This window comes from Nocardia donostiensis (assembly GCF_002081715.1).
Classification (GTDB): domain Bacteria; phylum Actinomycetota; class Actinomycetes; order Mycobacteriales; family Mycobacteriaceae; genus Nocardia; species Nocardia donostiensis.
In genome coordinates, this window is the sequence record NZ_MUKP01000012.1 from 131444 (window position 1) to 154603 (window position 23160).

Below are 23160 nucleotides of genomic sequence, written 5' to 3' on the forward strand. Positions count from 1 at the left end.
ACAGCTCGGCCGAACGAATTAGTAAGGGGCGCTGGCGAAGTGATGCTGGCTGTGATCGCCGCTGATACCGTCCGAATGAGTTACCGCTTCCCGATCCCTGACTGACATCACGCAAGGAGAATTGCGATATGCCGCCGTCCTCGATACCCGTGGTCGCCCTCAATGACGGTACGTCGATCCCGCAGCTCGGATTCGGTGTGTTCCGGGTGCCGGATGAGGAGGCGATGGCCGCTGTCGCCGCTGCCCTTGACGCCGGATATCGGGCGATCGACACAGCCGCCTACTACCGGAACGAGCGTGGGACGGGTGCGGCTATCGCTGGTTCGGGGATACCTCGGGGCGAGCTGCATGTCACGACGAAGGTGTGGCACACGGATCTGGGGTTCGACTCCACGATGCGGGCTGTGGATGCCAGTCTCGCGAACCTGGGTGTCGACTACCTGGATTTGTATCTGATTCATTGGCCGGTTCCGTCCCGCGGCCTGTATGTGGACACGTGGCGGGCGTTGGAGAAGATCAAGAGCGATGGGTTGGCGCGCTCGATCGGGGTGTCGAACTTTCCTCCGGAAGTGGTTGAGCGGCTGCTCGCGGAGACGGACACAGTTCCTGCGGTGAACCAGGTGGAGTTGCATCCGTGGTTGCCGCAAACGGAGCTGCGGGAGTTCAACTCTCGGCATGGGATTGCAACGCAGGCGTGGAGTCCGCTCGCGCACGGCCGACTGGTAGATGATCCGACGGTGGCCGGAGTAGCGGAGCGGCATGGCCGGACACCGGCTCAGGTGTTGCTGCGGTGGAATCTCGAACTCGGCAACCTGGTGGTGTCGAAGTCTGTGACGCCGGAGCGGATTCGTTCGAATACGGATGTATTCAGTTTCGAGTTGTCGGCTGGTGATCACGCTGTGTTGGCGTCGCTGGAGTCTGGGGTCAGGACTGGGCCGGACCCGAACGTCTACGGCGCCTGAACAGACAGACTGAGTGCCCGGTAGACGGTGACAACGTTTGCGGCGGCCACGCTTTCCCTGCGGTTGATCATCTCGATGGCGGTATTCGATGACGCCCGTCAGGTGTCTTCGGCATCGTAGATGTCTGGTGTGGCGTCGTTGGGATCAGCGCGAAGTATCCGCTGCAAGGGCGATGCTGCCCTAACGGCGACCCCGCTCGGCGCGTTGTTCGCGCTCAGGTTGTTCCGCTGCTCAACAGCGCGTCGAGTTGGGCGCGTTTCGCGGTGAGTTCGCGCATCTGCTGTTCGATACCGCGCACGGTGTCGGCGATGACGGCTTGAACGCTGGGGCACATGTCGACCGCTTGCCCGTTCATGCAGGGCAGGGTCAGGGCGATTTTCTCGGTGTTGAGGCCTGCGTCGAGGAGGAGGCGGATCTGCCCGACGATGCGCACCGAATCTTCCGGGTAGTCGCGGTATCCGTTGGTGTTGCGTTCGGCGGTGAGCAGGCCCTGTTCCTCGTAGTAGCGCAGGGCGCGGGTCGATGTTCCGGTTCGGGTGGCGAGTTCTCCGATGCGCATGAGACTCCTTCTCGGGCGACGTCCGGACTTGACCTTAACATTGACGTAAAGGTTTACCGTCCACTGTCATGACGACAACGACAGTGATCAGCGAACCTGTGGAAGCCGAGCAATGGATTGCGGATATCCGCAGCTTCCTGCGGGCACGGCAACTGTGAAAGCCCGGCAGTTCATCACATCGGACGCGGGCGGGTCTCGCCGTAGTTCCTGTCGCGGCCGCAACGCTGCGGCGGGATCTGATTACCGCGGTGCTCATGGTGACAGCGCATGCCCAGTTCGCGACGGCCTGCAGATCATGAGTGCGGATTCGTTGGTGAGTGCGCCTGTCGGTGCCTGTTGGCATAGTCCGTATCGCCATTGACGAGGAAGGGTGGCGGATGGGTGACTTTTTCGAGCGGATCGTCGACTTGGACGTGCGGGCCAAGGACGCACAAGCGCTGGGGGAGCGGACGATCGAGTGGATGGTTTCGCGCGGCTACCTGACCCGGGAAATGTCCGGCGAGCGGATGTACAGCCTGAACGTGGACGAGGGTTACCTTCCCGGTCCCGACTGGGCGGAGATCGTGCTCAGCCGCGGCGATGAGATTCCCGGCCCGGTCGCCGTCATCGTCGGCCGGGAAGACCACATCGGCGGGCAGGGAGAAACCGAACCCGAGTCGGCGGTGTGCCCCCGTTGCCGGACCAAAACGGTGATCATCGACTACCCCGAACGCTGGGAGGCCGACGCGGAAGCCTGGCGCCCGTTCGCCGAAGCCATCGGTGTCTGGAAGCGCACTGGCAGCGCAAGCGCGTCGTGTCAGGCCTGCGGCGCATCGGTGCCGATCACCGAGTGGGAGTGGCCGTCCGGGTTCGCGCTGGGCACTCTCGCCCTCGACTTCTGGAGCTGGCCCCCACTGAGCGACGGTTTCGTCGTTGAAATACAACGCCTATGGGGGCACCGGATCGAGCACCACATGGGGAAGTTCTGAGCGTTCCGCATCGCGGGCCGTGGGTCGGATGCTTGGCAATGCGGGCTGAAGTGCTGCCCGGTCGAACTAAGAGCAGCTACCGAAGAAACCGGTGCGGGTCGGTAGTCCGACTCGCACCGGTCCTCGTCGTGAATAGGTCTACTTCAGCTCGGCGCTGGTCTTGTTCAGCACCCGCCGGGCGACGATGAGCTGCTGGATCTGCTGTGTCCCCTCGAAGATGTCGAGGATCTTCGAGTCGCGACCCCACTTCTCCAGCAGGGTCCGCTGCGAGTAGCCGATGGTGCCGGCGAGCTCGACGGCTTTGAGGGTCACATCGGTGCCGGTGCGGCCTGCCTTCGCTTTGGACATGGAGGCTTCCAGCGAGTTCGGCTTCTTGTTGTCGGCCATCCACGCCGCGCGCAGGGCGAGCAGGTAGGCGGCTTCGTAATCGGCTTCCATGCGCAGGAATTCGGCGGCCGCGGCGTGCTGGGTGTTCGCCGGAGCGTCGTAGGAGATCTCGATACCCGCATCGGCCAGGATCGCGCGCAGCTCCTCGAGAGCGGCGCGGGTGACACCGACCGCCATGGCGGCGACGAGGGGGCGGGTGTTGTCGAAGGTCTGCATGACCCCCGCGAAACCCTTCTCCACGTTCACTTCCGGGCTGCCGAGGATATTGTCCTTCGGGATCCGGCAGTCCTGCAGCAGCAGCACCGCGGTATCGGAGGCCTTGATGCCGAGTTTGTGTTCGAGCCGGGCCACCGACAGGCCGGGGGCGTCACGCGGCACGACGAACGATTTGATCGCGGCCCGGCCCAGGCTGCGGTCCAGCGACGCCCACACCACGATATGGGTGGAACGCTCACCGGCGGTGACGAAGATCTTCTCGCCGTTGAGGACCCATTCGTCGCCGTCGAGGACGGCGGTGGTGGTGACGGCGGCCGAGTCGGAGCCGAAGCTGGGTTCGGTGATGGCCATCGACGCCCACACCTTGCCGAACCGCTGCAACTGCTCGTCGGTGGCGACCGCGGCGATGGCGGCGTTACCCAGGCCCTGGTAGGGGATCGACAGCATCAGGCCGACATCGCCCCAGGAGGTTTCCAGCGCGTTGAGCAGCGCCGACATATTGCCGCCGTTGGTGTTGACGAGCACGTTGGTTGCGCCGTCGGTTTCACTGTCCCCGGAGCGCCCGCCGGTGGCGCCGCTGATCTTCTGGGTGCCGGAGTCGGCGAGGCCTTCGACCATGGCCGACATGGTGTCCAGCTCGACGGGGTATTCGTGCTCGGCCAGATCGTATTTACGTGAGATCGGCCGGAAGATCTGCGCAGCCACCTGATGCGCCTGATTCGCGCTGGCCCGCAGCTTTTTGGGGAGTTCGAGATTGATCATGAGAAGTCTCCTGAATATGAACCGAGCGCCATTTACACCAGCACGACACCTTCGGCGATCCCGATGCCGCGCAGGTCGCGGTACCAGCGTTCGACTGGGTGTTCTTTGGTGTAGCCGTGACCGCCGAGTAGCTGCACACCGTCGAGGCCGAACTGCATGCCCTTGTCGGTGGCCAGCTTCTTGGCCAGTGCGGCTTCGCGATGGAAGGACAGTCCCTGTTCGGCGCGGGCAGCGCCACGCAGCGTCACCAGGCGCAGGCCGTCGAGTTCGATGGCAATGTTGGCGACCATGAACGCGACCGCCTGCCGGTGGCTGATCGGCTCGCCGAACGCCTCCCGCTCGTTGACGTAGGGGATCACGTAATCCAGCACGGCCTGTCCGGTGCCCACCGCCAGCGACGCCCAGCCCAGCCGGGCCAGCTGCACTGCGTCGGCGTACTCCTGCGCGCGCTGTATCGCATCGCCGTCGCCGAGCACGGCGTCGGCGGATACCGCGACATCCTCGAGGATCAGCCGGCCCAGACCCGCGGCGCGCAGACCCATGCTCGGGTCGGCTTCCACCACCAGGCCCTTCGCGTCGGATTCCACGAGGAACAGTGCGGGGCGTCCGTCGAGTTCGGCGGCGATGATGAACAGTTCGGCGTCCGCCGCGGCGGGGACCAGGCTCTTCACGCCCGAAATCCGGTAGCCGCTGGGGGAGCGCACCGCCTTGGTTTGCAGGCTGAACGGGTCGAACAGGGCGCGCGGTTCGGCGATCACCACCGATGATTGCGGCACGTTTTCCCCGGTGAAGGCGGGCAGGTAGGTCTGCTGCTGAGCGTCGGTGCCCCACTGCGATAGCGCGACCGCGACACCGCTGGGCGCGAGCAGTGGCAGGGCCAGACCCATATCGCCGTGTGCGAGCGCCTCGGCCACCATCGAGTTGGTGACCGCGCCGCGTTCGGTGGCCGCGCCTTCCAGCTCCTCCGGGACATTGATGAGTGTGATGCCGAGCTCGGCGGCGCGACCGAGCAGATCCTGCGGCGCGGCGGCGGCTTCGTCGGCGTCGTGGGCGGCCGGGCGCAGGATCTCGGCGGCGAATTCGCGCACCGTCTCGGTGATCATCTGCTGTTCGTCGGTGGGGGTGAGGTCGAAGTAGTCCTTGGTCTTCGCCTCGTTGTCGGCCAGTCGTTTGGGCTGGCCGCCGCCTGCCACCTTGTTGAATACGCGGGTGGCTGCCCCGAGGGTGCGAAAACCGGTTTTGGTGCTCTCGTAGGTGACCCGCTCGATCGGCTTGCGTAAGTTGTACTTCTCGGCGAGTTCCGAGCCGGTAATCGTGCTCATGACCCGCATCGCCGTGCCCATCCAATCCCGTTTGGGTGGGTTCAGGCCGACCGCGGTCTCGTGTCCGCGGCCGTCCGGACGCCGCTTGGTCGCGCTGTCTCGAGTGCTCATCATCACCTGGTTTTCTCGGATGGGGTGAGGTCTGGCCCCAACAATCTTACTCCTGAGTAAGGCTATCTTACTCGAGAGTAAGAAAGACGTCGAGGCGAAAGAGCCGCCCCGGATATGCGAAAGGCCGGTCCACCTCTAGGGGACCGGCCCTTCGCGACGGCCAGACGCTATTCACGCACGTAGTAGCGCAGGGTGGCGTATGCGGTGATCCCGGCGAACACCACGCCGACCGGGGCGATGATCAGCGCCGTCGTCGCGATGTCCTCACCGGTGATGCGGGGGAACACCTTACTGGCGAACAGGTCGCCGAGGGCTCGGTCGATCACCAGCGGCCGGGCCAGGAACAGCCCTGCCACCGCCAGCAGTGAACCGGCCAGGGCGGCGACCACCGCTTCCAGCAGGAACGGCAACTGGGTATACCAACGCGTGGCGCCGACCAAGCGCATGATGCCGACCTCGGTGCGGCGCGTGAACGCGGCGATCTGCACCATATTCGCAATCAGCAGCAGCGCCGCCAGCGCCTGCAACAGGGCGAGGCCGAACGCGGCGTTGCGCAGCCCGTCGAACAGGCTGACCAGCCGGTCGACAATATCCTTGTCATTGCGCACCATACCGACGCCAGGGCGGTCGTAGAACTGCTCGTAGATCGTCGGATACAGCTCGGCGTCGGTCATCTTCACCCGCAGCGAGGCGGGCAGCGGGGTTTCGCTCACGTATTCGGCCAGCTCCGGCTGGTCTTTGAAGGTTTTCTCCTTCGCCTCCCGGATCGCGTCGTCCCGATTGAGGAACTGCACCGATTCCACGCCCTCGACCGCTTTCAGTGCCGACATGAGCGTGCTGCACGGCTCCTGCGAACAATCCGGGTCGTTGGCCGAAACATCCTCGGTCAGATACAGCCGCACCTCGAGCCGGTCGAGGAAATACTGTTCCGTTTTGTCCGCGATCCGAACTGCCAGCAGACCGCCGCCGAGCATGGTCAGCGATACGGCGGTGGTGAGGACCATGGCGATCGTCATCGTCACATTCCGGCGCAGGCCCTCGGAAACCTCGCCGAACAGAAAACTCGCCCGCATTACCGCCCCACCCCGTACACGCCGGTCGCTTCGTCGCGCATCAAACGGCCGCGATCGAGTTCCACCACCCGCCTGCGCATCGAATCGACAATGTGATTGTCGTGTGTCGCCATCAGCACCGTGGTGCCGATGCGGTTGATGCGTTCCAGCAGCATCATGATGTCGGCGCTGGTCTCCGGGTCGAGGTTGCCGGTCGGTTCATCGGCGAGCAGCACCAGCGGCCGGTTCACGAACGCGCGAGCGATCGCCACCCGCTGCTGTTCACCACCGGAAAGCTCGCTCGGCAGCCGGTCGGCCTTACCTGCCAAACCCACCATGTCCAGCACTTCAGGAACGCTGCGTTCGATGAATTGCCGCCGCTTGCCGATCACCTCCAACGCGAACGCCACATTCTGGGCGACGGTCTTCTGCTGCAGCAGCCGGAAATCCTGGAACACACAACCGATGCGCTGACGCAGCTTCGGGACCCGGCGCCCGGGCAATCGGTCGACCCGGAAGTCGGCGACCTGGATCTCACCCGCGGTCGGAGTCTCCTCTTTCAACAACAACCGCATAAAAGTCGATTTGCCGGACCCGGAAGGCCCGATGATGAAGACGAATTCACCTTTTGCCACATCGACGGTGATGTTGTCCAGCGCGGGCCGCGTCGAGGTCTTGTACGACTTACTGACGTTGCGCATGGTGATCACGGGGAGCCAGTGTAACCAGCGCGGATATGTGACCCCGGCCCGCCGCAGCCGGGCAGGGCGCTACTTCGCCGAATTCACTGCTACCGGAGCGGTATTCACCGGAGGCACCGATTTCGCAGGCGCTGGGGTATCGGGTTTGACGAACAAATACAGCACGAATGTGGCGACCCAGGTTCCCATCAGGACCGCGGTCGATTTACGTGGTCTCACTGATTCCCTCCCGGCGCAGCGCCGCCGCCACCCGGACCCGGAGCTCACGGCTCACATCGAATTGTTTACCGGGCAGGGTGCGCGCCACCATCCGAATGTTCATCTGGTCCACGGTGAGATCTTCGACACCCATCACCGTCGGCTCGTCCAACAGCAGCGGTTCGAGCCTGCGGTCGCGGTAAGCGTCCTTACCCACCTCGTGCAACACTTCGTTGATCCTGGTGATATCGGCGCTGGCCGCCACCGGGACATCGATCGCCGCCCGCGCCCAATCCTTCGACAGATTCGTCACTTTGACGATCTGACCGTTAGGAACGATGATCACCTCGCCATCAGGATTGCGCAATGTGGTGATCCGCAACGTCACATCCTCGACCGTGCCTTCGGCCGGGTCCCCCGCGCCGGTGACCGAAATACGCACCACATCCCCGAACCCGTACTGGCGCTCGGTGATCAGAAAAAACCCCGCCAATATGTCCTGCACGATCCGCTGCGCACCGAAACCCAACGCTGCGCCGAGCACCGCCGCCGGGGCAACCAGACCGGTCATCGCGAAACCGAGCCGCTGCAGCACCTCCATCCCGACCAGCACATACGCGATGGTCAACACCACCCACGTCAGGACCTGCGCCAGCGCATGCCGATGCTTGGCGGCCTCCGAACGCACCAGCACATCGCTGCCCTGGAACCCCGCGTCGATCCGCCTGGTGACCCGGTCCCGGACGTAGGTGGCGAACCTGCCGAACAGCACCGCCCCCAGCACCAGCAGCACGATCTCCAGCCCCGAAGACCGCAACCAGGAGGTGAAGTCGGCGGACAAGGACAACGACAATGCCATGACGGCGGTCTCGCTGCCCGAGAGGTGCATCAGGCCACCTGCTCTCGCATTCGCCAGCGAATACCGCTTTCGATGAACCCATCGATCTCACCGTCGAGTACCGCCGACGGATTGTTGACCTCGTAGTTGGTGCGCAGATCCTTGACCATCTGGTACGGGTGCAGCACATACGAGCGCATCTGGTTGCCCCAGGAAGCGCCCTCATTGGTTTTGAGCGCATCCATTTCGGCGCGCTCCTGCTGCCGTTTGCGCTCCAGCAGTTTGGCCTGCAGCACTCGCATGGCCGCGACCTTGTTCTGCAGCTGCGATTTCTCGTTCTGACAGGTGACCACGATGCCAGTCGGGATATGGGTGATGCGGACCGCGGAGTCAGTGGTGTTGACGCTCTGGCCACCCGGACCCGACGAGCGGTACACGTCGACCCGGATATCGGTTTCCGGTACCTCGATATGGTCGGTGGTCTCCACCACCGGCAGCACCTCGACCTCGGCGAACGAGGTCTGCCTACGCCCCTGGTTGTCGAACGGGCTGATCCGGACCAGCCGGTGCGTGCCCATCTCCACCGACAGCGTGCCGTAAGCGTACGGGGTCTTCACGGCGAAGGTGGCGCTCTTGATCCCGGCCTCTTCGGCATAGGAGGTCTCGTAAACCTCCACCGAATACTTGTGCCGGTCGGCCCAGCGGATGTACATGCGCATCAGCATCTCCGCCCAGTCGGCGGCGTCCACACCACCCGCACCGGAGCGGATATTGACCAGCGCGTCACGTTTGTCGTATTCGCCCGATAGCAGCGTGCGGACCTCCATGGCCTCCACATCGCTGCGCAACGTGGCACGCTCGGCGTCGGCGTCGGCCATGGCGGCGGTTTTGGCCTCGCCCTCTTCCTCCTCCGCCAGCTCGTAGAGCACCGGCATATCCTCCAGCCGCTGCCGCAGCTCCTCCACCCGGCGCAGCTCGCCCTGGGCATGAGACAGCTCGCTGGTCACCCGCTGCGCATGCTCCTGGTCGTTCCACAACTCGGGATCGGCTGCCTGATGCTCCAGCTCGTCGATACGACGGCGCAGCTCCTCGATATCGAGGACAGACTCGACGGTCTTCAAGGTCGCGTCGAGTTCGGCGAGATCGGCGGTAACGTCTGGCTGCACGATGAACAAGGCTACTAGGCGTACCTCCGCCTTCGCTCCGGCCGTGCGCATTTATCCGCACCACTGCCTAAGTGCGGCTGTTGGGGTCTGCCCGTCTACCGCTTTTGCTCGAACACGCGGCCTGCTCGGCGGGCTCGCGTTGAGAGGGAAGGGGTGCCGTCGTCAGGCACGCATCCACGTCGGTGTGCTGGTCGAGGGGCCGCTGGTTATCCGGACACCGCGCGTAGCGCGCCGGGGTGTCTGCCGGTGAGCTCGTCCAGTGCGGTGGAGGTGGCGGCGTCGGCGGGGAGGTACACAATGAGTTGCTGGTCGTCGTCGGCGGACAGGTCCAGGGTTTCGTAGGCCAGCCGCAACGCGCCGACCCAGGGATGGTCCAGCCTGGTTACGCCGGTGGCCGCGGGCAGGTTCGGTACGGTCGTCACCCGATCGGTGAATTCCGCGCCCGCGGTAATGGTCAGCTGGTCTGCCAAGGCTGCGATCTCGGGGTCGGCGCGGAACGGTCCCTGTTTGAGTGAGGCGACCAGATGATCGGCCATATGCCCCCACTCCGGGTAGAGCTCGCGTGCCCGTTCATCGGAGAAGACGAACTGGGCGAGGTTCACGTGCGGCTCGTCGTCGAACAGCCCGGCAGGCTCCATCAGCCGCCGGAAGCCGTCGGTGTAGGCCAACACCTCGGTGAGTCCGTTGACGACCATCGCCGCGGCGGGTTCCAATCGCCCTAGCAAGGCCCTGACCTGGGCGCGGACCTGCTGGTTCGGCCGGGCACCGCCCAAACAGTGGAAACCGCTGTCGCCCTTGGTCAACCGGTGCAGGTGGACACGTTCGGTGGGGGTCAGGCACAACGCGTCGGCGAGCGCGGCCAGAACCTGCGGTGACGGGTTCCGGTCGCGACCCTGCTCGAGCCGGGTGATGTACTCCACGCTCACCCCGGCAAGAGTCGCCAGCTCCGCTCGCCGCAACCCCGGTGCGCGACGGCGCGGACCGGTGGGCAGCCCCACCCGCGCCGGATTCAGCGCGTCACGACGGCTGCGTAGGAACAACCCGAGCTCGTTACTCACTGGTCCAACGTAGCGGGATCGGATCGGCTCAGGGTGGCCGTGGCAGTACCACTCTCGCGACGGTCTCCCCACCGTGCCAGCCGGGCGGCAGATTGTCGGGCAGGTGGTGGCCGACCGGTCACCCGACGTGAAGGAGAACACCAATGACCGGTACCTCGTTACGACTCGGCGTGATCGTCGGCAGTGTGCGCGACGGCCGCTTCGGTCCCGTGGTCGCCTCGTGGTTCGCCGCCGAGGCTGCGCGGCACGGCCGTTTCGAGATCGACGTGATCGACCTCGCCGAATTCGATATCCCGCTGGAACTGCCCGCGGTGCCCCCGGCGCTGGAGCCGAACCCCGAACGCCCGGCGGGAATGCGCGAGCTGAGCCGGCGCCTGGAGGCCGCCGACGCGTTCGTGATCGTCACCCCCGATTACAACCGCAGCTTCCCTGCCTCGCTGAAAGCCGTGATCGACTGGCATTTCACTCAGTGGCAGGCGAAAGCGGTCGCCTTCGTCGGTTACAGCGGCGCCAGCGGCGGACTACTGGCCATCGAACAGCTACGGCAGGTATTCAACGAACTCGACGCGCACACGGTCCGGGAGTACGTGTCCTTCCCCCGCTACTACCTGTCGTTCGACGAGGAAGGCCGGTTGCGTGAGCCCGAAGAACCTGCTGCCGCGGCGCGAACCGTGCTCGACCGGCTGCACTGGTGGGCGGAGGCGCTGGCGGTAGCGCGGAGGGTGCCGGCCGCGGCCTCGTAGTCGGCAGCGGGTTGCCCAGCCTCGGTCCGATCGGTGCGCGGGGCGGCAGTGGCCTCGCCGAGCTCTGTGGCGGTCGTGACCGTATGCGGGCTGCCCGATAGGGTCGGTACGTGGCTGCTCACTCCTCCGATCTGGAACTCGCCCTGCGGCTCGCCGACGAGGCGGATGCGATCACCCGGGAACGGTTCGGTGCGCTGGATCTGAAGGTCGACGCCAAACCAGATCTGACGCCCGTCTCCGACGCCGATGTGGCGGTGGAGCAGGCGATCCGCCGGATGCTGCGGCACGGCAGACCCGAAGATCCGGTGCTGGGGGAGGAATTCGGCGGGGATGCCGAATTCACCGGGCGGCAGTGGGTGATCGACCCCATCGACGGGACGAAGAACTTCGTACGTGGTGTCCCGGTGTGGGCGACCCTGATCGCATTACTGGAGGACGGTGTGCCGGTGGTGGGTGTGGTCAGCGCCCCCGCCTTGGCACGCCGCTGGTGGGCGGGGGTCGGGCAGGGAGCATGGTCCAGCTTCCATCCGGGTGCGCCGAAGCCGATCACCGTGTCGGCGGTCACCGGCCTCGACTCGGCCAGCCTCGCCATCTCCAGCCTGTCCGGGTGGCGCGACCGCGGCCTGCGGGAGCAGCTCATCGACTTCACCGACGAGGTGTGGCGGGTGCGCGGCTACGGCGATTTCCTCAACTACTGCCTGGTCGCCGAAGGTGCGGTCGATATCGCCACCGAACCCGAGGTGTCGCTGTGGGATCTCGCGGCCCTGGACATCCTCGTCCGCGAGGCAGGCGGCACCTTCACCTCGCTGTCCGGCGAACCCGGCCCGCACGGTGGGGACGCGATCGCCACCAACGGCCACCTGCATGAGGAAGCCCTGCGCCGACTACAGCCTCGAGCTACCGGACAATAGCCAAGGCTCAGGACCGGTTGCCAAGGATTTCTCGAACAGCATGACACTGGCGGGGCCCTGGCACTGCGGCGGAAGCGGGAACTCACGGAACTCGGTGAAACCGTGGGTCACGTGTCACCTTCGTGGTCCGAGGAGTGGCGGCCACCGGAGCGGTACGGTGGCGTGGAATTCAACCGCCATGGAAGACAAATCAGTCCACGCTGCCGCACCGGACCCGTGGAGAGCGGCGGGCGACCGGGGTTTGTCCGCATGTGGACAACTTTCGCGAAGCGGCTGCTCGAGCAGCCTTGGCGGGGTCCGGGTGTCGGGCGGCGCTCGTAGGATGGCCGCGTGACTTCCGCCGACACCCAGCACCTCGCGAATCCCACCGCCGACACCGACATCGATGCGGCGCATCAGGTTCTACGCCGGGTATTCGGTTACGACAGTTTCCGTGGTGAACAGCGTGCCATCGTGAACCATGTGGTCGGCGGCGGCGATGCGCTGGTGCTCATGCCCACCGGAGGCGGGAAATCGCTGTGCTACCAGGTGCCTGCGCTTGTCCGGCCGGGCGTCGGGATCGTGGTGTCGCCGCTGATCGCGCTCATGCAGGATCAGGTGGATGCGCTCAGCGCGCTCGGGGTCCGCGCCGGATTCTTGAACTCCACCCAGAATCCGGACGAGCGCCGCATGGTCGAGGCGCAGTTCGTGGCCGGTGAACTCGATCTGCTCTATCTGGCGCCGGAACGGCTGCGCTTGGAAGCCACCGCGCGGCTGTTCGACCGCGGCAAGATCGCGCTGTTCGCCATCGACGAAGCGCACTGCGTCTCCCAATGGGGCCACGATTTCCGGCCCGACTATCTGGCGCTGTCGCTGCTGCACGAACGCTGGCCCGACGTTCCCCGGATCGCGCTCACCGCCACAGCCACCCAGAAAACCCGCGACGAGATCATCGAACGCCTGGACCTGCACGGTGCGCGCCGATTCGTCGCCAGTTTCGATCGGCCCAACATCCAGTACCGGATCGAACCGAAGAACCGCCCCGACCGGCAACTGCTCGACTTCATCCGCACCGAGCACCCCGGCGACGCGGGCATCGTCTACTGCCTGTCCCGCAATTCCGTGGAGAAGACCGCGGCGTTCCTCACCGAAAACGGTGTCACCGCCGTGCCGTATCACGCTGGTCTGGACAACCGCACCCGCGCCGAGAACCAGGCTCGTTTCCTGCGCGAAGACGGTCTCGTGGTGGTCGCCACCATCGCCTTCGGGATGGGCATCGACAAACCCGATGTCCGCTTCGTCGCCCACCTCGACCTGCCGAAATCGGTGGAGGGCTACTACCAGGAAACCGGGCGAGCGGGCCGGGACGGGCTGGCCTCGACCGCATGGATGGTCTATGGCCTCAACGATGTGGTGCAGCAGCGCAAACTGATCGATGCCTCCGAAGGCGACGCCGCCCACCGCAGGCAACTGCAGCTGCACCTGGACGCGATGCTCGCCCTGTGCGAAACGGTGCACTGCCGCCGTACCCAGCTCCTCGCCTATTTCGGCCAGCCCGCCGAGCCGTGCGGTAACTGCGACACCTGCCTCACCCCGCCCGAATCCTGGGACGGGACGGTGGCCGCGCAGAAACTCCTGTCGACGGTGCTGCGGCTGAAACGCGAACGCGGGCAGAGTTTCGGCGCGGGCCACCTGATCGACATCCTGCTCGGCAAGATGAACCAGAAGGTGCAGCAGTACGACCACCATGAGCTGACCGTCTTCGGCGTCGGTACCGAACTGCGTGATGTGGAGTGGCGCGGTGTGATCCGGCAACTGCTCGCCCAGCGGCTGCTCGCGGTGCACGGCGACTACGGTGTGCTCACCCTGACCGAAGACAGCAACGCCGTGCTGTTCGACGGGCGCAAGGTGCTGTTACGCCGGGAACCTGAACAGGCCACCCCTGCCCGCGCGGTCCGCTCCGCCAAAACCGCCAGGGCCGCCAAGGCCACCCCCGCCGATCTGGCGCCCGAAGACGTTGCGCTGTTCGAGCAGCTGCGCGAGTGGCGCGCCACCACCGCCAAGGAGCAGGGTGTACCCGCCTACGTCGTCTTCCACGACGCCACCCTCCGCGATATCGCCGCCAGCAAACCCACCGACCTGCCCGGCCTCGCCGCGATCAGCGGAGTGGGGGATAGCAAACTCGCCCGCTACGGCGAACAGGTGATCGAGCTGCTCGCCACTGCGATGGACACATCCGGGGCGCAGGTGTGAGAAATCTGCCCACCATGCCGCGGGCCCACTGTTCCGGCGGGGCATAAGGGGCGGCCGGGACGAAACGGCAGCACACTCCCCGTTCGTCTTTCTCCACCGGGACCGGGCCGGCGACTAGCGTGCCATCTATGACATCCGGTGACGAGCTCGGCAGCGACGGCTTCCCCAACTCGCCGGCCCCCGATCTGCCGCCGATGAACCACCGGCGCACGGATCCCGCCGTCGACACCGGCTGGCTGAACCGCGGCGGACAGGCTCGGCGGCGCCGTAGGCTACCCCGCCTGTCGACCGTGCTGCTGGTCGCCGCGTTCCTCGCGATCCTTGTGCTGTACCTGGCGCTGTGACCGAACCGACTCGCGTCGGTACTCCGGGAATAAACCGGTTGCTCCGCGGCCTTATGGTTGTCGGCATGAAGGAGAAAGGGCGCAAGGTCATCGCGACCAACCGCCGGGCGCGGCACAACTACACGATTCTGGACACCTATGAGGCCGGGATCGCGCTGGTCGGTACCGAGGTCAAGAGTCTGCGCGAGGGCAAGGCCTCGCTGGTGGACGCCTTCGCGACGGTGGACAACGGCGAAGTGTGGCTGCGTGGCCTGCACATCCCGGAGTTCAGCCACGGCACCTGGACCAACCACTCCCCGCGCCGGGTGCGGAAGCTGCTACTGCACAAACGCGAGATCGAACGCCTGGTCGGCAAGTCGCGCGAAGGAAACCAGACCCTGGTGCCGCTGTCGATGTACTTCTCCGACGGCAAGGTGAAGGTCGAGCTGGCCCTGGCGAAGGGTAAACAGGACTACGACAAGCGCCAAGACCTGGCTCGCCGCACCGCCGAACGTGAGGTGACCAGGGAGCTCGGCAGGCGCATCAAAGGCATGCGCTGAGCCCGGTTCCTCGGTGTGAGCCGTGGCGAAAAATGGGAATGAATCTTGGTGAGCAAGGTGTTAACATGACTAGCCCGGCAAGGTGCCGGGACGTACGGGGCTGAACGGTTTCGACTGCGTACGTTGATTCAGGGGAAGCGTGTCGGTGCAGGCAAGAGACCACCGTAAGCGTCGTTGCAACCAATTAAGCGCCGATTCTCATCAGCGCGAGTACGCTCTCGCTGCCTAAGCGACAGCGTCTCTGTCGGCCCGGAATATGCCCTCGGTTCCGGTGCCGGCATCAGCTAGAGGGCTCACCGTTCTACTCGGTCGCGGAGTAGGGCGGGACATTCAACAGCGACTGGGATCGTCATCCCGGCTTGTTCGCGAGACCGGGAGATCCGAGTAGAGGCACAGCGAACTGCACACGGAGAAGCCTTGATGACGCGGCGGAGGACCCGGGTTCGATTCCCGGCAGCTCCACCAGGGCCCCTCACCTGTTCCCCAGGTGAGGGGCTTTTTCTTTGCCCGTCGGTAGTAACCCGGCCCTCACGCGGGGGCTGATGAGTGGCCGAGGGAGACGCCGGTGATGAAGGTGGCGAGGATGGAGCCGTCGGATTGTTTGTCCCCGTAGACGGCGACCGGTGCGCCGACGCCGATATCGGCTAGCCGGGTCGCGACCAGGACCAGAACCTTGGTGCCGGAGTCGGCGCGGACTGTGGTGACGGTGCCGAGGGGGCTCGCGACTTTCAAAGTGGTGCCGTCGTTTGCGACGACCTTGCCGAACGTCACCCCCTTACCGTGAACGACCGTGCGCGGGGTGGTTGTGGTCGGCGTTGCCGTGGCCACGGGGACTGTGGGGGCTGCCAAGGGCACCGGTGCGGGGTCGTTCGAGCGGTCGACCAGCAAGAAGCCGGACACGATCAGCAGGGCGACACCGATGCAGATGCCGATGAGGGCCGCCGTTCCCGTGTGCGGCGCGGGTTCGGAAACGGGTTCCGGGAGCTCGCGAGGCTCGGTCCGGCCTGATCTGGGGAACGTCCGGTTGATGTTGTCGACGTAGCTGGGCGGCAGAACGTCCCGAGCGTGAGCTCTGGTGGTGGTGTGGGTTTGCCCGGTAGCCCCTTTCTGCTCGTCAGGGCAGTCGTCGGCCGACCACGGATCGCTCGGGAGGGGCATACATCAAGAGTAGGTTCGGCTGCCGGGGAGACTATTGTCACGGAGGGGAGCAGCCGGTCGGCCTGGAAAAGCATCGGTTCGGCCCCCTGCGGACCGGACCAACGCTGAATTGCCGAGCGTTTACTGGATCGGCCGCAGGATTTTGAGGGTCACGGCCAGGCCCGCAGCGATACTCGCGGACGCTATGAGGATGGTGGCGACGGAGCGGGTCATGGTCGCGATACCGGCGGTGAACATGAGGCAGGTGGCCAAGGCCAGCAGCGCGGTGCCCCATTCCATACCGGCAATCCGGGTGGGTCGGTTGCGCATTGCTGTCATAGTTCAGTGATACCCGCCGTAGCCAGTTACCAAACCGTTATCAGCAAACTCTCAGCAAAAATCTGATCGGGTGGCTCGCCCGCTGGGTGTTTAGGCTGGCGAATATGACGACACCGACCCCTGACGCAACGCGGCGGTCACCCCGATGACCCGGTGGTATGAGCGGACCGGGCGTATCGGCGTACTCACCGGCGCCGGTATCTCCACCGATTCGGGGATCCCCGATTTCCGGGGCCCGCGCGGGGCGTGGACGAAAGATCCGATGGCCGAGCTGCTGTCGACCTATGACAACTACCTGGCCGACCCCGAGCTGCGGGAACGTTCCTGGCTGGCCCGCCGCGACAATCCGGCTTGGCATGCCGAACCGAACGCCGCGCATACCGCGCTGGTCGAGCTGGAACGCGCAGGTCGCGCGGTCACCATCGTCACGCAGAATATCGACCGGCTGCATCAGCGCGCGGGGTCCTCACCTGATCGGGTGATCGAAATCCACGGCAATATGTTCGACGTCGTCTGCGTGGGCTGTGCCTACCGGTCGACGATGGCGGCGACGCTGCAGCGGGTGGCTGCGGGTGAGGCCGATCCGCCGTGCCCCGACTGCGGCGGAGTGCTGAAGGCGGGCACGATCATGTTCGGGCAGGCGCTGGATGCGCGGTCGTTGCTGAAGGCGTCGCTGGCGGCGGAGGTCAGCGATATTTTTCTGGCCTTGGGCACGTCGCTGCAGGTGGAGCCCGCCGCGTCGCTGTGTGCGCGAGCGGTTGAGGCCGGCGCGGATCTGGTGATCGTCAATGCTGAGCCGACCCCGTACGACAGTATCGCGACCGAGGTCGTGCGTGACCCGATCGGTGTAGCGCTACCCCGTCTGGTGGAACGGATACTCAGGGCGTGAGCTGACCGGGCCGAGGACGCGGTCGAGGTAGTCGTTGGCGAAGCGGCCTTGCGGGTCGAGCCGGGCGCGGACATCGGCGAAACGTTCCCAGTCCGGATAGCGGGTGCGCAGTGTTTCGGCGGTCTGGAAGTGTCGTTTACCCCAGTGCGGGCGGCCCTGGTAACGGTCGAAAACCGTTTCGCAGGCACGGAAGTACGGTTCGTAGTCCATGCCCTGATAGGTGTGTACCGCGATATAGCAGGTGTCGCGGCCGCTCGCCGGGGAGAGGAACGCGTCGTCGGCGGCGACCCAGCGGACCTCGATCGGCATCACCGTGTCGTATTTCGTGGAAAGCTCTTTGATCTCACGGATGGCGGCGGCCGACACCTCCCGGGGCACGGCGTATTCCATTTCGGTGAACCGAATCGTGCGCGGTGTAGCGAAGACTCGATACGAGCGGTCCACCTGACGCCGGTAGCTCCCGGCGTATGCCGCTCCGCGCTGGATCCACGGCACCAGCTGAGGCTGTTTTCGCCCGACTCGGCACAGAGCGTCGAAAAGGTGGTTCTGCACGAGGATGTCGGCGAACCAGTCGACGGCCTTGTGGCGGGGCTGTTCGGGCAGGTCGATCCGGTTGTTGCGTTTGGTCATAGCTGTCGGACTGTGCGCGAACATGTAGAACTCGAAATGTTCGTTGCTGTCGAGATAGGAGTCCAGGTCGGCGAGTACCTCGTCAACCGGCACCGGCCGCTCGATACCTTCCAGGACGAACGAGGGCACGAGTTGCAGGGTCATCGCGGTGACCACGCCGAGCGCGCCGATATTGACGCGCGCGGCCCGCCAGCCCTCGGGATCTGATTGCTCGTCGACCTCAACGGTGCTCCCGTCGGCGAGCATCAACTCGACCGAATGGATCGCGGCCGAGATGTTCTGCAGCCGCGCGCCGGTCCCGTGTGTCGCGGTCGCGGTGGCGCCCGCGATGGTCTGCACGTCGATATCACCCAGATTCGGGAAGGCCAGGCCGTGTTCGTGCAGGGCAGCGCTGGCTGCGTTGAGCGTCAGCCCGCCTTCGACCCTGGCCAGGCCGCTCGAGCTGTCGATATCGACGATCCGGTTCATCTGCGACAGGTTCAGCAGCACACCGTCGGTGAGGCAGGTGTCGGTGAACGAATGACCGGAGCCGGCCACGCGTACCCGATGGTTGTCGTCGGCAGCGCGGGCAAGGACTTCGGTGAGTTCCGCGCGATCACGCGGGGTGGCAATACGTGCCGGAGCGCATCGTTGGTCCCCGGCCCAGTTCACCCAAGAATTGGTCACATGTCCAACTTTAGGGGACGGGGTGTGACGCGCGCTACCCCGGGGTGAACTGGTTATCGGATGGTCAGCGACGGCACAGTGCGGTCTTGGCCGCTTCGACCTCGTCGAAAGTGAGGGCGCGCACCGGCAGTGGCTGGCGTGGAGTGCTATCGGCGCGGATCCCGTTGAGAGTGAGCGCCATATAGCGACGCCAGACCTGGGGATTGACGGGTTTGGCGAATTCGGCCAGGCCTTCGACCATATGGATCAGCGCGAAGAAGTCCGTGGCTTCGATATCGGGCTGGATGATGCCCGCGTCCCGTGCGCGTGCCACGATCGCCGCCACGGTCGGGGTTATCCGGTCGCGGGCGCAGTGGAAACGCTCGATATCGTCGTCCATTTCGAGCAGAACTTCGCCGAGACCACGGTTGGTTGCCATGTGATGGCAGGCGTATTCGAAGAACTCGACCAGGCCGGCCCAGGGGTCGGGATGCTCGTAGCCCCGGTCGGCGGCATCGGCGAATTCGCCGACGTGATGTTCGAAGACCTCGGAAATGAGCTCCTTCTTGTTTGCGAAACGCCGGTAGACGGTGCCGACACCGACACCCGCTCGCTCGGCCACATCGTCGAGGGTGATCTCCAGTCCGCGGTCGGCGAAGAGTTCGCGCGCGGCCTCGACGATGCGTTGCTGATTGCGCGCCGCGTCGGCACGCAACCGGCGGGGTGCGGGCGTAGTCGTGGCGTGTTTCACATACGCAGTCTAACAAGGCGAAAATTAAGTGGAGGATATTCCTCCACTACTGGGTGGTCGTGGCCACGCCGTGGCGCCTGCTGGTTGCCGGAACCGGATTATTCGGGGTGTCGGCCGTTCTGGTTGTCGGTAGCTACCGATACCGTTGCGGCCGTGTGTTCATCGCCGATGTCACCGACGGCCCTTCGTCGGTTCTGGGGAGGAGGCGGATATGGCAGGTTCAGCGCGACCGCTGACTGTGAACCCAGTGATATTGCTGGTAGTAGCGGTTGGTGCCGGTCTCGATGCGCTGCTGAGCTACGGCGTCACGACCGCGTGGCCGCCGCAGGCCGGCCATATCCCGTGGGGCTTTCGTTGTCGGCATCACCGGATACGCCGCCATCGGAATTCTGATGGTTCTGAGCACCGAAGTATGGGTAGCCAACAGGTTGCTGCGACCCTTACTCGGTGTCGGCGTACTCGGCGGGTTCACCACCTATAGTGCGGAGACCCGCACCCTCCTCGATTCCGGAGCGGTGGGTGAGGCTCTCGCGTATCTGGGGGGAAACCATGGTGGCATGTCTGAGCGCTGTCGTGCTCGGGATCGGCCTGGTGCGAGGGGTAATGGGCAGGGCGCGGTAGACAACATGAACGGTATGACGGAAAGGGTCGCAGGGCAATGACCGGATCACCGGTGGATGCGGGGCAGTGGATGCAGCAACGCGGGTTGCGGCAACACGGGTTGCGGCAACGCGGCGAGGTGGCCGGATGACGGCGGCATGGGTCGCCGCAGGCGGGATGCTGGGGGCTGCGGCGCGCTATCTGCCGGACCGCACCGTCTCCGCACGCTGGGAGACCAAACTGCCGCTGGGCACACTGAGCGTTAGCATTATCGGTTCGGCGCTACTCGGTGCGCTGATCGGAACGGAAACAAACGGGTTGCTGCTGGCAGACGCGGGTACCGGTTTCTGCGGTGCGCTCACCACCTTCAGCACCTTCGGCTACGAGACGATCAGACTGGCGGCTGAGGGCGCCTACGTGCACGCCGTCAGCAATATCGTGCTCAACGTCGCGTCCTGCCTGGCCGTGGTGTACACCGCGGCGGCCACGACCGCGGGGTTGGCGTCATGATGACGAGCCGGGCGCAGCCGACCTCGAAGGGAGAACCGACCATGGCCCACGACCGAGCCGGGCGAGCAGCGCGCCCCGGCGACCTGATCGACGTTCCGGGACTGGTGACCGCCTACTACAGCCACCTCCCCGACCCAGGAGAGCCGCGGCAGCGCGTGATGTTCGGCACCTCGGGGCATCGCGGCTCCAGCCTCGACACCACCTTCAACGAGGCACATATCCTCGCCATCACCCAGGCGATCGTCGAATACCGCGCCACCAGGAACATCACCGGGCCGGTGTATCTGGCCCGCGACACCCACGCCCTGTCCGAGCCTGCGTGGACCACAGTGCTCGAGGTGCTCGCGGGCAACGGAGTCGGCGCGGTCATCGACTCCCGCGGCCGCTACACCCCGACCCCCGCCCTGAGCCACGCGGTGCTGCGGCACAACGCGGGCGGCGCGAAACACCAGGCCGACGGCATCGTGGTGACACCGTCGCACAACCCGCCCCGCGACGGCGGTATCAAATACAATCCGCCACACGGTGGCCCGGCCGACACCTCGGCCACCGATACCATCGCCGAACGAGCCAACGAGCTGCTGCGCGGCGGACTGTCCGGTGTCAAACGCGGAACGCTCGCCCAGGCGATGTCCACCGCCGAACGCTACGACTACCTCGACCACTACATCGCCGACCTGCCGTCGGTGCTCAACCTCGACGCCATCCGCGGTGCGGGCATCCGCCTCGGCGCCGACCCGATGGGCGGGGCGAGCGTCGACTACTGGGAGGAAATCGGGCAGCGCTACGACCTGGAATTGGAAGTGGTGAACCCGACGGTCGACCCGACGTGGCGGTTCATGCCGCTCGACAGCGACGGCGCCATCCGGATGGACCCGTCCTCGGAGCATGCGATGGCGTCGCTGGTCGCCATCAGAGACGACTACGACATCTCGACCGGCAACGACGCCGACGCCGACCGACACGGCATCGTCACCCCCGACGGCGGGCTGATGAACCCCAACCATTTCCTCGCGGTCGCGATCGAATATCTGATCGCCAACCGGATGGGGTGGGATGCGCTCACCAAGATCGGCAAGACCGTGGTCACGTCATCGATGATCGACCGGGTCGTCGGTGTGCTCGGGCGAGACGTGTACGAGGTGCCGGTCGGCTTCAAATGGTTCGTGCCCGGTTTGTTCAGCGGCAGCCTGGCTTTCGGCGGAGAGGAGAGCGCGGGCGCGTCGCTGTTGCGGATGGACAGCACTGCCTGGACCACCGAGAAGGACGGTATCGTGCTGGCCCTGCTGGCTGCCGAGATCGCGGCCGTCACCGGACAGAGCCCGTCGGCCCGCTACACCGAACTCGAACGCCGCTACGGCAGCCCCGCCTACGCTCGTATCGATGCCCCCGCCACACCGGAGCAGAAAAAGTTGCTCGCGGGGCTTTCCGCCGAACAGGTCACCGGCGACGAGATCGCAGGCGAACCGGTGACCGCAGTACTCACCAAGGCTCGCGGTAACGGGGCAGCGCTGGGCGGGTTGAAAGTGACCACCCAGAACGCATGGTTCGCGGCACGGCCGTCGGGCACCGAGGACAAATACAAGATCTACGCCGAATCCTTCCACGGACCCGACCACCTGGCGCAGGTGCAGGCGGCCGCCGAGGACATGGTGAGCAGGACGCTGGCCGGTGAATAGTCATTGCAGTTGTTGAGTAGTAGAAGTAAGCCCCTGCCCAGCGAGATCTGGGTGCTCGTCGGGGCCGCGTTCGTTATCGCCATCGGGTTCGGGCTGGTCTCGCCGGTGCTGCCGCAATTCGCGCTCGGTTTCGGTGTGGGAATCGCAGCGGCATCGGCGATCGTCAGCGCGTTCGCGCTCATGCGGTTGCTGTTCGCGCCGGTGAGCGGGCGGCTGGTGCAGCGGCTCGGGGAGCGCCGCGTGTATTTGAGCGGACTGCTGATCGTCGCGGTGTCCACCGGGGCGAGTGCCTTCGCGCAAACCTACTGGCAGCTGATGGTGTTGCGATCCCTCGGCGGGATCGGGTCGACGATGTTCACCGTCTCCTCGATGGCGTTGGTGATCCGGCTTTCGCCACCCGACCAGCGTGGCCGGGTCTCCGGTCTGTGGTCGACCAGTTTCCTCATCGGGTCGTTGGCAGGGCCGCTGGTCGGCGGTGCGCTGGCCGGTTTCGGTCTGCGCGTGCCGTTCCTCATCTACGCCATCGCGCTGCTCATCGCCAGCGCCGTGGTCTATTTCAACCTGCGCAACTCCCAGCTCGCCGAGCCCGATACGACGAGCACCGCACCGGCGATGACCTTCCGCGCCGGACTGGCCCGACCCGAATACCGGGCCGTGCTGTGGTCGAACTTCGCCAACGGCGCCGCCGTGTACGGGGTGCGGATGGCGCTGGTGCCGCTGCTGGTGGTGGAGGTGCTCGACCAGCCCTCCGGCATGGCCGGGGTGGCGTTGACAGTGTTCGCGGCAGGTAACGCGGCCGTGCTGTTCGTTTCCGGGCGGCTGTCGGACCGCTGGGGGCGGCGGCCGCTGCTGATCACCGGGGCAGTGGTGTGCGCGGTCGGCACCACCGGGCTCGGTATCGCGCCGAACCT

The 23160-nt window shown here is 65.6% G+C and carries 26 protein-coding genes and 1 other RNA gene; 13 read left to right on the forward strand and 14 right to left on the reverse strand.

What is annotated here, in order from left to right; translation table 11 throughout:
• The first annotated feature begins 128 nt into the window (after window positions 1-128).
• Window positions 129-962 carry an aldo/keto reductase gene (locus tag B0T44_RS10800; RefSeq protein WP_077117233.1) on the forward strand — a complete coding sequence of 278 codons (834 nt, stop codon included), beginning with the start codon at window positions 129-131 and terminating at the stop codon, window positions 960-962.
• 214 nt (window positions 963-1176) lie between these two features.
• Here B0T44_RS10800 and B0T44_RS10805 read toward each other — a convergent pair whose 3' ends face one another.
• Window positions 1177-1521 carry a MerR family transcriptional regulator gene (locus B0T44_RS10805; protein WP_077117235.1) on the reverse strand — a complete coding sequence of 115 codons (345 nt, stop codon included), beginning with the start codon at window positions 1519-1521 and terminating at the stop codon, window positions 1177-1179.
• Window positions 1522-1898: 377 nt separating this feature from the next.
• On the opposite strand from B0T44_RS10805, the gene B0T44_RS10810 reads away from it, so the two are divergent.
• A complete protein-coding gene (locus tag B0T44_RS10810) occupies window positions 1899-2489 on the forward strand; it encodes a hypothetical protein (RefSeq protein WP_077117237.1) in 591 nt (196 codons plus the stop codon).
• Between the two features lie 138 nt (window positions 2490-2627).
• On the opposite strand, the gene B0T44_RS10815 is transcribed toward B0T44_RS10810, so the two are convergent.
• The 8 genes from B0T44_RS10815 to B0T44_RS10845 all read right to left on the reverse strand — a co-directional run bounded on the left by B0T44_RS10815 (window position 2628) and on the right by B0T44_RS10845 (window position 10300).
• Entirely contained in the window at window positions 2628-3854 is a 1227-nt protein-coding gene (locus B0T44_RS10815) for an acyl-CoA dehydrogenase family protein (protein WP_077117239.1), read from the reverse strand.
• Between the two features lie 32 nt (window positions 3855-3886).
• Entirely contained in the window at window positions 3887-5293 is a 1407-nt protein-coding gene (locus B0T44_RS10820; protein ID WP_081511915.1) for an acyl-CoA dehydrogenase family protein, read from the reverse strand.
• Window positions 5294-5454: 161 nt separating this feature from the next.
• Entirely contained in the window at window positions 5455-6360 is a 906-nt protein-coding gene (ftsX, locus tag B0T44_RS10825; protein WP_077117243.1) for a permease-like cell division protein FtsX, read from the reverse strand.
• On the reverse strand, window positions 6360-7040 hold the full coding sequence (gene ftsE, locus B0T44_RS10830; RefSeq protein ID WP_425436860.1) for a cell division ATP-binding protein FtsE: 681 nt from the start codon (window positions 7038-7040) through the stop codon (window positions 6360-6362). Before ftsE ends, ftsX begins: the two co-directional genes overlap by 1 nt.
• 69 nt (window positions 7041-7109) lie before the next feature.
• Complete coding sequence (locus B0T44_RS28775; protein WP_497006530.1) at window positions 7110-7307, reverse strand: WLR motif membrane protein; 198 nt, start codon at window positions 7305-7307, stop codon at window positions 7110-7112.
• Window positions 7246-8097 (reverse strand): mechanosensitive ion channel family protein, encoded by an 852-nt coding sequence (locus tag B0T44_RS10835; protein ID WP_175648039.1) that lies wholly within the window; start codon window positions 8095-8097, stop codon window positions 7246-7248. Before B0T44_RS10835 ends, B0T44_RS28775 begins: the two co-directional genes overlap by 62 nt.
• A gap of 29 nt (window positions 8098-8126) precedes the next feature.
• Window positions 8127-9242, reverse strand: a complete 1116-nt coding sequence (gene prfB, locus B0T44_RS10840; RefSeq protein WP_077117417.1) for a peptide chain release factor 2 — start codon at window positions 9240-9242, stop codon at window positions 8127-8129.
• A 206-nt stretch (window positions 9243-9448) separates the two neighbouring features.
• The gene (locus tag B0T44_RS10845) at window positions 9449-10300 is read right to left on the reverse strand and encodes a helix-turn-helix domain-containing protein (RefSeq protein WP_077117249.1); all 852 of its coding nucleotides are present in this window, start codon (window positions 10298-10300) and stop codon (window positions 9449-9451) included.
• A gap of 143 nt (window positions 10301-10443) precedes the next feature.
• Between B0T44_RS10845 and B0T44_RS10850 the strand changes: the two genes are divergently transcribed.
• The 6 genes from B0T44_RS10850 to ssrA all read left to right on the forward strand — a co-directional run bounded on the left by B0T44_RS10850 (window position 10444) and on the right by ssrA (window position 15534).
• The gene (locus B0T44_RS10850) at window positions 10444-11043 is read left to right on the forward strand and encodes an NADPH-dependent FMN reductase (RefSeq protein ID WP_077117251.1); all 600 of its coding nucleotides are present in this window, start codon (window positions 10444-10446) and stop codon (window positions 11041-11043) included.
• Window positions 11044-11153: 110 nt separating this feature from the next.
• Window positions 11154-11954 carry a histidinol-phosphatase gene (gene hisN, locus B0T44_RS10855; RefSeq protein ID WP_077117253.1) on the forward strand — a complete coding sequence of 267 codons (801 nt, stop codon included), beginning with the start codon at window positions 11154-11156 and terminating at the stop codon, window positions 11952-11954.
• Window positions 11955-12284: 330 nt separating this feature from the next.
• The gene (gene recQ / locus B0T44_RS10860) at window positions 12285-14186 is read left to right on the forward strand and encodes a DNA helicase RecQ (RefSeq protein WP_077117255.1); all 1902 of its coding nucleotides are present in this window, start codon (window positions 12285-12287) and stop codon (window positions 14184-14186) included.
• 128 nt (window positions 14187-14314) lie between these two features.
• Entirely contained in the window at window positions 14315-14530 is a 216-nt protein-coding gene (locus B0T44_RS10865) for a WLR motif membrane protein (RefSeq protein ID WP_077117257.1), read from the forward strand.
• 65 nt (window positions 14531-14595) lie between these two features.
• The gene (smpB, locus tag B0T44_RS10870; protein WP_062972833.1) at window positions 14596-15069 is read left to right on the forward strand and encodes an SsrA-binding protein SmpB; all 474 of its coding nucleotides are present in this window, start codon (window positions 14596-14598) and stop codon (window positions 15067-15069) included.
• A gap of 96 nt (window positions 15070-15165) precedes the next feature.
• Window positions 15166-15534: a transfer-messenger RNA gene (ssrA, locus tag B0T44_RS10875) on the forward strand.
• 63 nt (window positions 15535-15597) lie between these two features.
• Here the strand turns inward: ssrA and B0T44_RS10880 are convergent.
• A complete protein-coding gene (locus B0T44_RS10880) occupies window positions 15598-16227 on the reverse strand; it encodes a hypothetical protein (protein WP_077117259.1) in 630 nt (209 codons plus the stop codon).
• Between the two features lie 120 nt (window positions 16228-16347).
• On the reverse strand, window positions 16348-16536 hold the full coding sequence (locus B0T44_RS10885) for a hypothetical protein (RefSeq protein WP_245839453.1): 189 nt from the start codon (window positions 16534-16536) through the stop codon (window positions 16348-16350).
• A gap of 154 nt (window positions 16537-16690) precedes the next feature.
• Between B0T44_RS10885 and B0T44_RS10890 the strand changes: the two genes are divergently transcribed.
• A complete protein-coding gene (locus B0T44_RS10890; RefSeq protein WP_077117263.1) occupies window positions 16691-17434 on the forward strand; it encodes an SIR2 family NAD-dependent protein deacylase in 744 nt (247 codons plus the stop codon).
• Here the strand turns inward: B0T44_RS10890 and B0T44_RS10895 are convergent.
• From B0T44_RS10895 to B0T44_RS27130, 3 genes are all read right to left on the reverse strand, one after another.
• Window positions 17399-18730 carry a D-arabinono-1,4-lactone oxidase gene (locus B0T44_RS10895; protein WP_077117265.1) on the reverse strand — a complete coding sequence of 444 codons (1332 nt, stop codon included), beginning with the start codon at window positions 18728-18730 and terminating at the stop codon, window positions 17399-17401. The two genes, B0T44_RS10890 and B0T44_RS10895, sit on opposite strands and share 36 nt — an antisense overlap.
• 64 nt (window positions 18731-18794) lie before the next feature.
• Window positions 18795-19460 carry a TetR/AcrR family transcriptional regulator gene (locus tag B0T44_RS10900; protein ID WP_077117267.1) on the reverse strand — a complete coding sequence of 222 codons (666 nt, stop codon included), beginning with the start codon at window positions 19458-19460 and terminating at the stop codon, window positions 18795-18797.
• 220 nt (window positions 19461-19680) lie between these two features.
• Window positions 19681-19866: a hypothetical protein gene (locus B0T44_RS27130; protein ID WP_175648033.1), complete on the reverse strand. Its 186-nt coding sequence runs from the start codon at window positions 19864-19866 to the stop codon at window positions 19681-19683.
• On the opposite strand from B0T44_RS27130, the gene B0T44_RS28540 reads away from it, so the two are divergent.
• The 4 genes from B0T44_RS28540 to B0T44_RS10920 all read left to right on the forward strand — a co-directional run.
• The gene (locus B0T44_RS28540) at window positions 19853-20122 is read left to right on the forward strand and encodes a fluoride efflux transporter FluC (protein WP_367946989.1); all 270 of its coding nucleotides are present in this window, start codon (window positions 19853-19855) and stop codon (window positions 20120-20122) included. The two genes, B0T44_RS27130 and B0T44_RS28540, sit on opposite strands and share 14 nt — an antisense overlap.
• A gap of 85 nt (window positions 20123-20207) precedes the next feature.
• Window positions 20208-20570 carry a fluoride efflux transporter CrcB gene (gene crcB, locus B0T44_RS10910; protein WP_077117269.1) on the forward strand — a complete coding sequence of 121 codons (363 nt, stop codon included), beginning with the start codon at window positions 20208-20210 and terminating at the stop codon, window positions 20568-20570.
• 41 nt (window positions 20571-20611) lie between these two features.
• Window positions 20612-22249, forward strand: a complete 1638-nt coding sequence (gene pgm, locus B0T44_RS10915) for a phosphoglucomutase (alpha-D-glucose-1,6-bisphosphate-dependent) (protein WP_077117271.1) — start codon at window positions 20612-20614, stop codon at window positions 22247-22249.
• A 12-nt stretch (window positions 22250-22261) separates the two neighbouring features.
• Window positions 22262-23160 (forward strand): MFS transporter (locus tag B0T44_RS10920; protein ID WP_081511934.1); only part of this gene is annotated, 899 nt, incomplete at its 3' end.

Coding starts and splice junctions, on each gene's coding strand:
- crcB (WP_077117269.1), top strand. CDS start 20,208: ATGACGGCGGCATGGGTCGCCGCAGGCGGGATGCTGGGGGCTGCGGCG.
- B0T44_RS10885 (WP_245839453.1), bottom strand. CDS start 16,536: ATGCGCAACCGACCCACCCGGATTGCCGGTATGGAATGGGGCACCGCG.
- B0T44_RS10810 (WP_077117237.1), top strand. CDS start 1,899: ATGGGTGACTTTTTCGAGCGGATCGTCGACTTGGACGTGCGGGCCAAG.
- B0T44_RS10890 (WP_077117263.1), top strand. CDS start 16,691: ATGACCCGGTGGTATGAGCGGACCGGGCGTATCGGCGTACTCACCGGC.
- B0T44_RS10805 (WP_077117235.1), bottom strand. CDS start 1,521: ATGCGCATCGGAGAACTCGCCACCCGAACCGGAACATCGACCCGCGCC.
- B0T44_RS10850 (WP_077117251.1), top strand. CDS start 10,444: ATGACCGGTACCTCGTTACGACTCGGCGTGATCGTCGGCAGTGTGCGC.
- B0T44_RS10880 (WP_077117259.1), bottom strand. CDS start 16,227: ATGCCCCTCCCGAGCGATCCGTGGTCGGCCGACGACTGCCCTGACGAG.
- B0T44_RS10835 (WP_175648039.1), bottom strand. CDS start 8,097: ATGGCATTGTCGTTGTCCTTGTCCGCCGACTTCACCTCCTGGTTGCGG.
- B0T44_RS10815 (WP_077117239.1), bottom strand. CDS start 3,854: ATGATCAATCTCGAACTCCCCAAAAAGCTGCGGGCCAGCGCGAATCAG.
- B0T44_RS28540 (WP_367946989.1), top strand. CDS start 19,853: ATGGTTCTGAGCACCGAAGTATGGGTAGCCAACAGGTTGCTGCGACCC.
- pgm (WP_077117271.1), top strand. CDS start 20,612: ATGGCCCACGACCGAGCCGGGCGAGCAGCGCGCCCCGGCGACCTGATC.
- ftsX (WP_077117243.1), bottom strand. CDS start 6,360: ATGCGGGCGAGTTTTCTGTTCGGCGAGGTTTCCGAGGGCCTGCGCCGG.
- smpB (WP_062972833.1), top strand. CDS start 14,596: ATGAAGGAGAAAGGGCGCAAGGTCATCGCGACCAACCGCCGGGCGCGG.
- ftsE (WP_425436860.1), bottom strand. CDS start 7,040: ATGCGCAACGTCAGTAAGTCGTACAAGACCTCGACGCGGCCCGCGCTG.
- B0T44_RS10865 (WP_077117257.1), top strand. CDS start 14,315: ATGACATCCGGTGACGAGCTCGGCAGCGACGGCTTCCCCAACTCGCCG.
- B0T44_RS10800 (WP_077117233.1), top strand. CDS start 129: ATGCCGCCGTCCTCGATACCCGTGGTCGCCCTCAATGACGGTACGTCG.